11 protein-coding genes are annotated in these 12,260 nt (G+C 41.3%); 2 read left to right on the top strand and 9 right to left on the bottom strand.

The window, feature by feature from the left end; translation table 11 throughout:
* Positions 1-62: 62 nt before the first annotated feature.
* The 4 genes from BW976_RS20925 to BW976_RS30145 form a co-directional block, all read right to left on the bottom strand.
* Positions 63-878 carry a purine-nucleoside phosphorylase gene (locus tag BW976_RS20925; RefSeq protein WP_076376134.1) on the bottom strand — a complete coding sequence of 272 codons (816 nt, stop codon included), beginning with the start codon at positions 876-878 and terminating at the stop codon, positions 63-65.
* Positions 841-1,905: a tetraacyldisaccharide 4'-kinase gene (gene lpxK / locus BW976_RS20920; protein WP_076376132.1), complete on the bottom strand. Its 1,065-nt coding sequence runs from the start codon at positions 1,903-1,905 to the stop codon at positions 841-843. Before lpxK ends, BW976_RS20925 begins: the two co-directional genes overlap by 38 nt.
* Before the next feature lie 22 nt (positions 1,906-1,927).
* Positions 1,928-2,323: a type II toxin-antitoxin system VapC family toxin gene (locus tag BW976_RS20915; RefSeq protein WP_076376130.1), complete on the bottom strand. Its 396-nt coding sequence runs from the start codon at positions 2,321-2,323 to the stop codon at positions 1,928-1,930.
* A gap of 87 nt (positions 2,324-2,410) precedes the next feature.
* The gene (locus BW976_RS30145; protein ID WP_245834757.1) at positions 2,411-2,992 is read right to left on the bottom strand and encodes a YegP family protein; all 582 of its coding nucleotides are present in this window, start codon (positions 2,990-2,992) and stop codon (positions 2,411-2,413) included.
* A gap of 51 nt (positions 2,993-3,043) precedes the next feature.
* Here BW976_RS30145 and BW976_RS20905 point away from each other — a divergent pair, with 51 nt between their 5' ends.
* On the top strand, positions 3,044-3,952 hold the full coding sequence (locus BW976_RS20905) for a serine hydrolase (protein WP_076376128.1): 909 nt from the start codon (positions 3,044-3,046) through the stop codon (positions 3,950-3,952).
* Positions 3,953-3,962: 10 nt separating this feature from the next.
* On the opposite strand, the gene BW976_RS20900 is transcribed toward BW976_RS20905, so the two are convergent.
* Both BW976_RS20900 and BW976_RS20895 read right to left on the bottom strand, forming a co-directional pair.
* Positions 3,963-5,597 carry a gliding motility protein RemB gene (locus BW976_RS20900; RefSeq protein ID WP_076376386.1) on the bottom strand — a complete coding sequence of 545 codons (1,635 nt, stop codon included), beginning with the start codon at positions 5,595-5,597 and terminating at the stop codon, positions 3,963-3,965.
* 19 nt (positions 5,598-5,616) lie between these two features.
* The gene (locus BW976_RS20895) at positions 5,617-7,233 is read right to left on the bottom strand and encodes a gliding motility protein RemB (RefSeq protein WP_076376126.1); all 1,617 of its coding nucleotides are present in this window, start codon (positions 7,231-7,233) and stop codon (positions 5,617-5,619) included.
* 296 nt (positions 7,234-7,529) lie between these two features.
* Here BW976_RS20895 and BW976_RS20890 point away from each other — a divergent pair, with 296 nt between their 5' ends.
* Positions 7,530-9,890 (top strand): TonB-dependent receptor, encoded by a 2,361-nt coding sequence (locus BW976_RS20890; protein WP_076376384.1) that lies wholly within the window; start codon positions 7,530-7,532, stop codon positions 9,888-9,890.
* On the opposite strand, the gene BW976_RS20885 is transcribed toward BW976_RS20890, so the two are convergent.
* The 3 genes from BW976_RS20885 to BW976_RS20875 all read right to left on the bottom strand — a co-directional run bounded on the left by BW976_RS20885 (position 9,873) and on the right by BW976_RS20875 (position 12,209).
* On the bottom strand, positions 9,873-10,934 hold the full coding sequence (locus BW976_RS20885; RefSeq protein ID WP_076376124.1) for an acyltransferase family protein: 1,062 nt from the start codon (positions 10,932-10,934) through the stop codon (positions 9,873-9,875). The two genes, BW976_RS20890 and BW976_RS20885, sit on opposite strands and share 18 nt — an antisense overlap.
* A 46-nt stretch (positions 10,935-10,980) precedes the next feature.
* The gene (purN, locus tag BW976_RS20880) at positions 10,981-11,559 is read right to left on the bottom strand and encodes a phosphoribosylglycinamide formyltransferase (protein WP_076376122.1); all 579 of its coding nucleotides are present in this window, start codon (positions 11,557-11,559) and stop codon (positions 10,981-10,983) included.
* A 128-nt stretch (positions 11,560-11,687) separates the two neighbouring features.
* The gene (locus BW976_RS20875; RefSeq protein WP_076376121.1) at positions 11,688-12,209 is read right to left on the bottom strand and encodes a hypothetical protein; all 522 of its coding nucleotides are present in this window, start codon (positions 12,207-12,209) and stop codon (positions 11,688-11,690) included.
* Positions 12,210-12,260: the final 51 nt, after the last annotated feature.

Raw genomic sequence — 12,260 nt, 5'->3', positions numbered from 1 at the left:
GGATTTATTCACTTTTGAAGCTCTTTTCTTGACTCTAATGTCTTGACTCTTGGTTCTTATCTCTAACTACCGGCTATCAGTTCTTTAAGTATTAATGTTAGTTTGGGTTCGGCCTCTTCGGCAATTTTTATAATATCTTCAACAACTACAGGTTCAAGCACATCGTTAAAACCTTCGTCGGTTAATACCGATATGGCGAATACAGGCAAACCCATATGGTTGGCCACTATAACTTCGGGTACAGTGCTCATGCCAACGGCGTCGCCACCAATAATTCTTAAATAGTTGTACTCTGCTTTGGTTTCCAGATTTGGCCCGGTAACAGCTACATAAACTCCTTTATGGCAAATAATATTGTTTGCCTTAGCTATTGTTAATGCTTTATCAATCAATGTACGCTGATAAGGCTGACTCATATCCGGAAAACGTGGACCCAGTTCATTATCATTACGCCCGACCAACGGGTTTTGGGGTTGTAAGTTGATATGATCGGCAATGACCATCAGTTCGCCTTTTTTAAACTCGGAATTAAGCGAGCCGCTGGCATTGGAAACAAACAACGATTTAATGCCCAGGTATTTCATCACCCTTACCGGAAAAGTGATTTGTTGCATGCTATAACCTTCGTAATAGTGCAGGCGGCCCTGCATAGCTACTACCTTTTTACCGGCTAGCGTACCAAAAATTAATTTGCCCGAATGAAATTCCAGTGTCGAGATCGGAAAATCGGGGATGTTAGAATACATCAATTGTTTTTCAACCTCTATTTCTTTTACCAGGCCGCCAAGACCGGTACCTAAAATAATGCCTATTTCGGGTTCAAAATCGCCAATACGGCTTTTAATGTATTGGGCTGTGCTTTGAATATTTTCTAACATAATCTGTTACTAATTTATCAAACTGTTTTTGTTGGTTATTTAAAAACTCAATGCCTATAGGCAATACTAAAATATTAAGTTTTTTCACCACCTGCTGCAGTTCCTGTTCCCCTAAACGCTGTGCGTCCTTTTCTGTTGTGATGATCAGTTTTTTTTGTGCATTGCAGGCCAAAAAATCATCGGCAAGTTTACTGATATTTTTTAAGCTAAACTGGTGATGATCGGGATATTTATGATGAATGATATGCAGTGTTTGTTTTTTTAAATGCTCCAGCAGGGGATGTGCGTTGGCTATCCCGGTAAGCAGGAATAAGGTTGTGCTATCATCGATCATGGTATTGGTAGTCTGCCCACCCATATTCTGAAGGGGCAAATAGCTTATCGAGGTAAAAAATACAGCCTGGTTTGGAAAAGGATTTACTCTTTTTTGAAGTTCGGATTGATCTCCGAGCTCTAACACTGTTGGGCATTTACTGATCACAATAATGTCGGCACGTTTACGCCCGGCAAAAGGCTCGCGCAGGTTGCCTGCGGGCAATAATAAACGCGGCTCGCGGATGCGGTTATAATCAAACAGCAAAATACTAAACCCGGGTTTAACGGCCCGGTGTTGATAGGCATCATCCAGGATAATGAGGTCGTGTGATGTTTGTAATTGCTCAATTCCTTCCACCCGTTTTTCGGCTACGGCAATGGTAACATGGGGAAATTTATTTTTGAACTGGGCCGGCTCATCGCCAATGTCCGAAGCCTGTGCATGTGCGTCTGCTACCAGGAAACCAGTTGTTTTACGACCATAACCTCGGCTTAGGGTAGCTAGTTTGTGATTTCCTTTTAAGAGGCGGATAAGATATTCGGTCATCGGGCTTTTACCCGCGCCACCAACATCCAGATTACCTACCGCAATTACCGGCAAGTCAAACTCCCGGCTTTTCAATATGCCCGCAGTGAAGCACCAATTGCGGATAACCACCACCAGGCTATACAGTAACGAAAAGGGAAATAAAAGCCAGCGGAGGTATATCATAGGTGGCGACTGATGAATATGGTTATTTAATATCTATCAGTAATAGATTGTCAATCCGATCAAAATGTTTTTTATTCAAGGTGGCAATAGGCAAATTATTACTTATAGCAATGGCTGCTATAAACAGGTCAGCAATACCTATTTGTTTATTTTTAAGTTTTAGGGCCTTATTGATATCAATGGCCTTGGTTACAGCAGCGCTATCAAAACTAAATATCTCAATGTTGTCAAGAAACTCTTTCCAGTAGGCTATTTGTGCTTCTGTAGCGCCCGTATAAATTTCGTACTCTGTAATAGTGCAGATACAAAAAGTGTAGCCATTATCTATTAGTGAAATTAATTTTGAATTTAATTTGTTGGATTTTCTGAAAAAATCAATGAGCAGGGATGTATCAGCCAATACTATTTTGTCAGCCATAGGGTATATATGCTTAGGTCACAAGCATTGTTATTATAATTTACTTTAATAATTCTTACCGGTTTATTTTTAGTCAATCATTAGGAATTATTCTTCTGTGATAATAGAATCAGATGCATTCTTTTTAACAGATTCTATGCCATTATCACGACTGGCCTCGCTTTCGTACATCTGGCTTTTGCCTATCACCTGGCCGTTTGCAGCTTTAAGGTTAAAATAAAATTTTCCATTTTTGGAATCTGCTCTTTCATAATGCTTATCATCGAGAGCATTCTTTTTTACAGATTCGATACCATTATGCATCGCAGCAGTTGTTGTATATCCCTCACTGGAAAGAATAACCTGACCATTAGAGGCTATAAGGTTAAAATAATGTTGCCCGTCTCTTCCTACCATCGTTGCAAACTTTCCACTGGGTTTAAACACTGGGTTTATGAGAATATCCGTTTCCCGCCATTTATCAATGTCTTTGCGGGTTTGTTCAATAGTTGCAACCTGTTCGTCGGTGAAAACCGGAGCATTTAATAGAAATGATCTTAAATCCTTTTGTTGAGCATCTTCTGTAGATTCTTTTTCCAGCTCCTTTTTAAATCTTAATAATTGATCTTTAGGGAGTTGCTTTACGATCTTAATCAAATTCTCAAAACCTATGTCAACCTGAATTTGCATGATCAAATTTACAAAATTTATTTAAATTAGTTTTTATTACAACCATCCCGCATGAAATTCAAATTACTCGCTATTTTCTTATTTATCACTTCAACCACCTTCGCCCAAACCGATCGTAAGCTTACTCAGCAGCTTAATGATGCGGTGAAGGGATTTCATGGCCAGGTGGGTATCTACGTACAAAACCTTAAAACTGGCAAAACTGCCGCCATTAATGCTGATACCTTGTTCCCTACGGCCAGTATGATCAAGGTGAGTATTCAATGTGGTTTGATGGATAAAATTGAAAAAGGCGAAATGCAATATAACCAGAAACTGGTTTACCGCGATTCGCTACTGTACAAAGGCGAGGATATCCTGGGCTCCTTTAAAGATAAAGACACGGTACAACTAAGCAAGGTGGCCCTGCTCATGATCACCATGAGCGATAACACCGCTAGCACCTGGCTGCAAAAGCTGGTAGGCGGCGATTATATCAACAACTGGCTGCAGCAAAATGGGTTTAAGGTAATGCGGGTAAACTCCCGCGTACCGGGGCGCGAGGCTATCCGCAGTATTTATGGCTGGGGGGTAAGCACGCCTTTTGAAATGTGCCGCCTGTTCACCATGATCAGGCAGGGTAAGGCGGTTAGTCCGGCTGCCAGCGAACGTATGAGCCGTAACATGGCACGTATTTACTGGGATGAGAAAGCGCTGTCGCAGATACCGACTTATGTGCAAACCATATCTAAACAAGGGGCCGTTGATGCGGCGAAATCAGAAACCGTGTTGGTGAACGCTCCTCATGGCGATTACGTGTTTTCGATTATGACCAATCATAATGCTGACCAGCGCTGGGTGCCCGACAATGAAGCCAGTGTACTCATCAAAAAGATATCGGCCCTGCTATGGCACTACTTTGAACCCGGCAGCAACTGGAAACCTGCCGAGGGTATGGATAAGTACATGAAGAATGAGTAGTGCCGTTATCTTAATGCGACTTGAAACTGGCAATATCCTTATATAAATTCCGGAATGAGCTGCTTAGGCCAAGGGTTATCAACGAGGTTTTGTCATTAAATACGCTGTTCTTCTCATTTCTGTATACCCCATCAAGTTCTATCCGTAAATTGTATTTGGGATTAAGCAGGTAGGCAACCTTACCTTCCAGGTAGATCATGTTGGTAGTTAATCCCTGTGTAATATAATTGCCATATGGTCTGGCCGGTTTGATGTAAAGCATGAACGGGTTTTTGCCATAGTTCAAATCGTTCATATCCAGGCCATATCTGCCCAGGTCAACTTCTCCGCTAAAGTCGAACCTTTTATAGGAGTAATTCAGCAAGCCTACCAGTTCTCTGAAATTGGCTCCCCATGGATGTGCCAGCGATTCTCCATTCTCCGTATAATTTTCAATGGCCGAGCGGGCCGAGTAGGTGTATGGCCTAACATTGTTTGTTTCTACCAGAAAGTTTAAACTATTTACACTGAATAGATTAGTACCCCTAAAACCCAGTTGGAAACCGTATTTATTATCAACAGCGCCATTGCTGGAGAAAAAATCTTTGGCGTGAAATTCGTTCAATGCAAATTGCCCGTAAGCGGTAATGCCATCACTTATCTTATACTTACTTGTAAAGCCTAACAAAGATTTATCCGGATCATCGCTGGAATTATTGATAGGTTTTAAAAATATGATGGGATTGATATAATTAAAGTCGAAAGGGCGCTTAATGCCGTTATCATCTGTCAGGAAGCCAATAACATTGTCAAAAAAGCCAATAGACAACCTGTTGTTTACGTTCCAGTCCAGGTAATGGAATACGCCGAATTTCTTTCTGTCGATACCGTATTGTGAAGTGGTGGCAGGATCATTCATATAACTAAACATGGCCATATACCGAACGTTGCCCAATGTTCCGGTAAATTTTAAAAAAGGGTAGGGAGACGCGTAATCAGATAATAGTAACGACCGGTATCCATCGCCTATAAATGTTTTATCGCGCCCGGCGCTAATGTTGAGGTAGGTATTTACATCATAGGATACTGTAGCCGTTATATAATTCCATTTGGCCGCATTTTGGAGATAAGTGCGATCATATGCCTGCCCGGGAACTATCCCAACCTGGTTAATATAAGTATTTAAATAGTTGGGGAACACAGCCCTGCTATCATAGCCGCTTACATTAAAAAATAAATTACTGCCTACGGTGCCACCTACCTGAAAACCCAGGGAGGTTTGATTGGTAGTTTGGTGATTGGAGAAATCTCTGCCGATACTAAAATCAGGCAACAAGTCGCCATACAAAGTATAGCTGCTTTTTTTAATGTCAACCATATGTTCCGTAAACAATTTCCGATATATCCAGCTGTGTTCTTTACCATCGTTATTGATGTTCATTAATGAATCATAATGATGTTTTAAAAGGGAGTCGTCTACGGCAAAAGGTTTTAAAGCGGTATGCTCACGCGATTTAGTGGAATACAGATCTGCATTCAGTTTTTGATAAAACTGGTACGAATAGGGCTGATAGGTTTGAGCAAACGCCGCTGTTAATCCTGCCAGATTCAGAAGAAATAGCAAGCAGAGTCTTTTATATATTTTTAGGGAGTATTTATATGTCATAATGCCTGTTGAATGATGATTAAAAATCATGGTATAAGTTTCTGAACGAACTCCTTAACCCAAGAGTGATCATACTGGTTTTTAAATCGGTTTGACTATTTTTTTCCTGGCGAAGTAAGCCACCAATCTCAATGCGGAGGTTATACCTGGGGTTAATTAAATAGGCCACGGTGCCTTCGGCATATTTTAAAGTTGTGGCCAGCCCCTGCCCGGTTGAGCTGCTGGTTGCTGGTAAATTAACGTTATTGGCCAGTGTTATATCTTTACCATAATTGGCTGTGCCCAAGTCAAGACCATATCGAGCATAATTAACTTGTCCCTGAAAATCAAATTTACCCAGGGTATAGTTTAAAATACCCAGCCATTCCCTAAAGTTGGCGCCGTAAGGATGAGCAAGTGGTTCGCTTAATTCGGCATAGTTTACAATGGGGTACTGACTGGAGTAGGTGTAAGGTGCTGCTGTATTATATTCAAACAGGTAATTGAACCGTTTGATCTTAAAAAGATCTGACCCCCTGAAGCCTAACTGCCAGGCCGTTTTACTATTACTGTTGGCGGTGGATGTTCCCTGGTCAAACAGGAATTGGCCATAAAGGGTGGTTTTATCCAATACCTTATATTTTCCGTTAAACCCTAGCAGGGTATGGTCTGGTGCATTACCTCCTGGTCCTAATGAGGATGCAAAAAGTATAGGGTTTACGTAATTGATATCAAACCCATGCGATTTGCCCACATCATTAGCTTCTTCGGCAATCAATGCGTTAAAAAAACCTATTGATGCCTTGTTGTTAATATTCCAATCTATATAGTGAAAAGCTCCCCATTTTCTTCTGTTATTGGTAAAGGAGTTAAACTGTTTGGCATTCTGATCTTCCATATATGCCCACATAGCCATGTACTGAACGTTTTTACCCAGGTTAAAAGTGAGCCGGAGCAAGGGGTAGTTGGAGGCATAGTCTGATAGTAATACCGAGCGGTAACCATCGCCAATAAAGGTTTTGTCTTCGCCAAGTACAATGGAAATATTTTTGTTAGGCGTAAAACCCATCAAAGCCGTGGTATATGACCAGTCTGTGTGGCCTAAAAAGCTCCGGTTATAAGCCTGGCCAGGTATCATCCCCACTTTATTGATGTAGGCTGTTTCGTAATTAGCAAACTTTCCCTGATTTTCATATCCGCTGGTATAAAAGAAAAAGTTTGCACCAATGGTGCCGCTTATTTGGTAGCCGCGGGTATTTAAACTCACATTCTTTTTGTCTGTAAACTCCCTGCCTATGAGCAGGTCGGGCAAATAATCGGCATAAAAGGTGTATTTTTTTGTTTTGTCTTCAATTAAGTGCTGTTGAAATAGCTCTCGGTAAACCCAGCTTCCTCCTTTTTTACTCATATGTGTCTGCATCAGTGAATCATAGGCCGGTCTTAATGAACTTGAATCGGCCATGAGATAGGGCTTTAATGAAGTATGCAAACGGGTTTGGGTAGAGTACGCATCTTTATTGAGCTTTTGATAAAACTGGTAACTATAAGGCTGATAAATTAACTGCGCGTAACTCCGGTTCGCTGTTAAGGTAACAAACAGGCACACTAAAAGCGCCACCGCTGTTTTTTTAATCAGATTAAGATAAACGTGTTTCATGGAAAGAAATATTCGATGAAAGTACAGTTATAGGTTAGTGTATTTTCTGTATTAGAAAATTCTAATGGTATTTTAATCTGAGATTAAGAGATGCTGAGATCAATAGGAGTTTTGGAGTGTTTGATCTATAGGTGACCTTTTGGAATAAAAAACTCGTGGAGGATAATATTTATATCGACTATCAACACAGTTTAGTAATATTTCTGTTCTTCATAGCTAATATGCAGCACATTTTACTATAATTGAAAAATATATCAATGTGTTTATCTGACACTTACCAATTGCTGCCCATTATCATGAAAACAATTTTTACTTTACTGGTACTACTTCTACTTGCTGTCACTGTAAAAAGCCAAACCCGCACCAATCTATCGGGCACAGTAACTGATGATAAAGCGCAGGCCATTGCCGGCGCTTCGGTTTACCTGCTCAATACCAATTACCATACTATTGCAGATAAAAACGGAAAATTTGCATTCAGAAATGTAGATGCCGGTACCTATACCCTGCATATCAGCGCGGTAGGTTATGCAGCCAGAAACCAGGAAATAAAAGTTGGAAATGGTAATCAAGCCATAGATATCCGATTAAAAGACGCTGCTAACCAGTTGGATGAGGTCACGGTAACCGCCCAAAAACAGGAGGAAGACGCACAGCGTGTACCCATTAGTATTTCAACTTTAACCGCAAAGCAGATCCGCGATTACCGCCTTTGGGATCTTAAAGATTTGACTGCTATTGCACCCAACCTTAATTCGGCTGGTCCGGGCGACAACCGTACCGTTAGCGGGATAAGGGGCATCGTCACCACATCATACGACCCTGCTGTGGCTACCTATGTAGATGGCGTAAATCAATATGGCCTTGATACCTACATACCCCAGTTACTGGATGTAGAAAGGATAGAAGTTTTACGGGGCCCGCAGGGAACGCTTTACGGCAGAAATGCTACTGGTGGGGTTATCAATATCATCACCAAACAACCTTCCAACACCCTAAGCGGTTTCGCCGGGCTTGATTTTGGTAACTATGGGCAGCAACGCTACACCCTGGGCCTGCGTGCACCACTTATTAAAGACAAGTTATTTTTAGGTGTTGCCGGTGTTTATTCGGGGTTTGACGGATTTTATACCAATACCTTTAATAATACCCATTTTGATAAACAGCATTTCTTTTTAGGTAATTACTACCTCAAATTCCTGGCTACCTCCAAACTGGCGCTTACCTTAAATATTAAAAACTATAATAACCGCAATAATGGCGCTTTCCCGCTGGCAGGCTCTCCGGCCGATGCCCTGAAAGATCCTTTTAAGGTAGATCAGAACGCTACCACCACTATGATTGATAATATCTTCCAGTCGTCGTTGGCCATTAGCTATGCAGGGCGCAATTTTAACTTTACGTCACAGTCATCATACCAGGTCAATAACCGTTATTATACTACGCCAATCGATGGTGATTTTTCTGCCATCGACGGCATATCGATCATAAACAACTATGGCGGCGATTGGAATAAGGTAAAAACAGGGATACAGGAATTCAGGTTTACTTCGCCCGCCTCCTCAACCGCAGCTTTAAAGTGGACAGCCGGTGCTTATGGTTTTTATCATTACGCGCCTAATCGCCAGGGCACCCATTTTGGTGCCGATGCGGCAGCCGTAGGTTCGCCTATGACTGATTTTACCAGTATCAACACCAATACCGACCGTAATTTAGGTGTGGCTGTTTATGGCCAGGCCACTTATACTATCAGTCCGGAATTTGATATTACCGCCGGCTTGCGTTACGACCATGAACATAAGAAAGAAAACATCCTGGGCGAATTTCAGCCCGACGGGCAGGTGGCTGTGGTTACCCGTTCAGACACCTCGTCGAAAGCAAATTTTAATGCCTTTTCGCCAAAGCTGAGTGTGGCTTATCATCTTTCGGCCAACAATAACCTGTATGCCAACTATAGCCGGGGCTTCAGAGCCGGTGGCATTACCGAACTGGGATCAGACCCTTCTCAGCCACCGCTGTATACTTTTAAACCGGAGTACAGTAATAATTACGAGATAGGTTCAAAAAATAATTTTTTAGATAACAAACTGCGCGTAAATGTTACCGCATTTTATACACGCGTAACCAACGCACAGGTACCTACACTCGTATTGCCCGATGCTATTACCATTACCAAAAATGCCGGCAAGTTAAGCAGTAAAGGCGCCGAACTGGAGTTGAGTGCCACCCCGGTAAAAGGTTTGGCCTTTGATTATAACTTTGGATATACCCATGCCCGTTATACCAGTCTGGAAGTAGGTAACAACGGACAGATTGTTGATTTAAAAGGTAACCGCCAGATTTATACGCCCGATATTACCTCTATGCTGGCTGTACAATACGGCTATGACCTGGGTGGGCCTCAAAAAGTAAAACTGGTGGCCCGCGGCGAATGGCGCTACCTGGGCGATCAATATTTTGACCTCGCCAACCAGATTGAACAAAAAGCCTACAGCAAGTTTAACGCGAGGTTAGGGGTTGACACTAAAAACTTCAGTCTGTTTTTCTGGGAGAGTAACATCGCCAACAAAAAATATATTGATTATGCTTATGACTTTGGTGCGTCGCACTTAGGTAACCCGCGTACCTATGGGGTATCGTTAAGCACCAGTTTTTAAGAGATCGGGTTTGACGGACGACTCCTGTTTGAGCCTCAAAAAGGGTTGTTCAATCCATACAAAACTGAGCAATGCTACAATACCCGTTAAGGCGATACAAGCTGCCAAATACCATATAATAGATATGGTTGGATTGAAAACCCTGGACAGCAGCTGCTGCATGGGAAAGGCATAGATATACAGGCCGTATGAGATATCGTACTTTAACGAAACCTGGAAATTGGAGAACCCTTTAATACCTAAAATAGCGATTGCTATAGGAGCGATCATAAGGAATCCACCAAATTTGATAAGGGCCATGGATGCTAAAAAAATAAATAACTGCCCTTTTCCATCAATAAAAATCTCATTTCTAAACACGTATAAACAAGTTCCGCATACATAGCAGGTATACAATTTCCTGGCGTTTGATAAGGTTAAAAATGTTGGGCCAAATGATGTTCCGGGATACAGATTAACAACATATACGATATAAACTAAAATAAACAGCAAAAGAAGCGCTTGTTTATTCTTATTTAACAATCCGAAGAATCCTAAAAATAGGGTAAGCGTATAACATAATGCCTCGGGTAATAAGCTCCATAAGCTACCGTTAAGTGACTCTTTGTATGGTGAATTTTGCAGAATATTCCCCACGCTCCATTGCCTCATACTTAAAAAGACGTTTTTGTAAACAAAGGAAAAGGAACTATCTGTATTCCAAAAGTTGAAACCGACAACTGTTTTGTTGTTGATATAAAAAATTGCGGGAGCTATTATAAAGGCAGTAATGATGAGGCAAACCCAATATCCGGGAAATAGTCGTAGAAATCTGTTCCGGGTGAACCTTAAAATATGGGGCGACCTGTCAAAACTGGCAGCTATTAAATAACCACTTAACGAAAAAAAGCCCATCACCCCAATTTCAGATAGATTGGTCTGGCCTTTTGAAAATACTTGTAAAGGCTCGGTGCCAGTACCGAAAATCATATAACCATGTGATATCAATACCATGATGGCAAATATTACACGAAGCAGGTCAAAAGCATTTTTATGGTTAGGCATATATTCAATAAGTGACTAATGTATAAAATTACAGTCACTTCCAGGTCTAACTCTTCATCTTCTTCAGTAAAGCCTCTACAACTTTGGGGAAGTGATGATGCTCCAGCTGCTGACCTTTAAACTTTACCATTTCCAGGTTGTCGCCTGGCTCAATTCTGAATTTGGATTGATGGATGATCTCGCCTTCGTCAAACTGTTCGTTTACAAAGTGTATGGTAATACCGCCTTCCTCTTCACCGGCTTCCAGGATGGCTTTGTGCACATTGTCGCCATACATACCTTTACCACCATATTTAGGTAGCAGGGAAGGGTGAAGGTTAATGATTTTGTTTGGAAAAGCTTTTAGTAGTGATGCGGGTACCAGCCATAAAAAACCCGCCAGTACAATAAGATCAACCTGCAGGTTTTTAAGTAGCCTGATCACATCGTCGGTTTCAAAAAATTCATGCCTGGTAAATATGTGCGAGGGTACTTCAAAATTATCGGCCCGCTGTAATACATAAGCCTGGGGATTATTAGTGAGTATCAGCACTACTTCGGCATCGGCATTGCGTTTAAAATGCTCCATTAACTTTTGGGCATTTGACCCTGAACCTGAAGCAAAAATGGCAATTCGTTTCTTCATTAAAATTGGGGGCTTTTCAAAGGTGATGATGTTACCAGTAAATGTTTATTTATACCGGTTTGTTTTATGCTGCTGGTAATTTTATTATAAAAAATCACTGGTATCATAATCCAAATATAAAAGTTTCCTTATTGTGATACTGCTTTTTGCTTGATAAATCCGTATCGCACAATTCTTCGTCTGGATGTTGCTGAATAATTTGGCTGCACATCCCCGGTTTGTAATACCAGGGAATAAACCCCCAGTGTGGCTATCTGCGCATTGGAAAAAGGTTGTATTTGTTTTACAGCTTTATTTGGGTTACCGGTAGTATCCTTGCAAGTCATGTCTGTTGTTAGATAAAGCCGGTTAGCCGTAAGCGACCAGTTGCCGGTTGTTTTTTGAGCAAGGCAGGCAAAATTTACAAATGTGCAGGTATTATTGGTATTGAAAGTAAATGTCTGGGTGGAGTCGCAGCCAACATATAAACTATCTATGACACCTACCTGGGCATCACCAACATAGTTGTAAACCTGCACCGTAGCCAGCAGCCAGGAACCGGCTGTGAGTAAATGTGGAATATTGCTGTTGTTATCCTTTTTACAGGAGTTACTCAGCAGGTTAACCATCACTAAGCCTAGAACAAAAACTAATGGGATTTTATTTTTCATAGAAAATACGCAGGCAAAAATAAATATTCCCGGTTATTAGTTGGCAACCAG

Source organism: Mucilaginibacter lappiensis, assembly GCF_900155965.1.
Taxonomy (GTDB): Bacteria; Bacteroidota; Bacteroidia; order Sphingobacteriales; family Sphingobacteriaceae; genus Mucilaginibacter; species Mucilaginibacter lappiensis.
Note: the sequence above shows the minus strand (reverse complement) of the source record. Positions and strands in the feature narration are given on the sequence as shown.

Coding starts and splice junctions, on each gene's coding strand:
- BW976_RS20925 (WP_076376134.1), bottom strand. CDS start 878: ATGTTAGAAAATATTCAAAGCACAGCCCAATACATTAAAAGCCGTATT.
- lpxK (WP_076376132.1), bottom strand. CDS start 1,905: ATGATATACCTCCGCTGGCTTTTATTTCCCTTTTCGTTACTGTATAGC.
- BW976_RS20915 (WP_076376130.1), bottom strand. CDS start 2,323: ATGGCTGACAAAATAGTATTGGCTGATACATCCCTGCTCATTGATTTT.
- BW976_RS30145 (WP_245834757.1), bottom strand. CDS start 2,992: ATGCAAATTCAGGTTGACATAGGTTTTGAGAATTTGATTAAGATCGTA.
- BW976_RS20905 (WP_076376128.1), top strand. CDS start 3,044: ATGAAATTCAAATTACTCGCTATTTTCTTATTTATCACTTCAACCACC.
- BW976_RS20900 (WP_076376386.1), bottom strand. CDS start 5,597: ATGACATATAAATACTCCCTAAAAATATATAAAAGACTCTGCTTGCTA.
- BW976_RS20895 (WP_076376126.1), bottom strand. CDS start 7,233: ATGAAACACGTTTATCTTAATCTGATTAAAAAAACAGCGGTGGCGCTT.
- BW976_RS20890 (WP_076376384.1), top strand. CDS start 7,530: ATGAAAACAATTTTTACTTTACTGGTACTACTTCTACTTGCTGTCACT.
- BW976_RS20885 (WP_076376124.1), bottom strand. CDS start 10,934: ATGCCTAACCATAAAAATGCTTTTGACCTGCTTCGTGTAATATTTGCC.
- purN (WP_076376122.1), bottom strand. CDS start 11,559: ATGAAGAAACGAATTGCCATTTTTGCTTCAGGTTCAGGGTCAAATGCC.
- BW976_RS20875 (WP_076376121.1), bottom strand. CDS start 12,209: ATGAAAAATAAAATCCCATTAGTTTTTGTTCTAGGCTTAGTGATGGTT.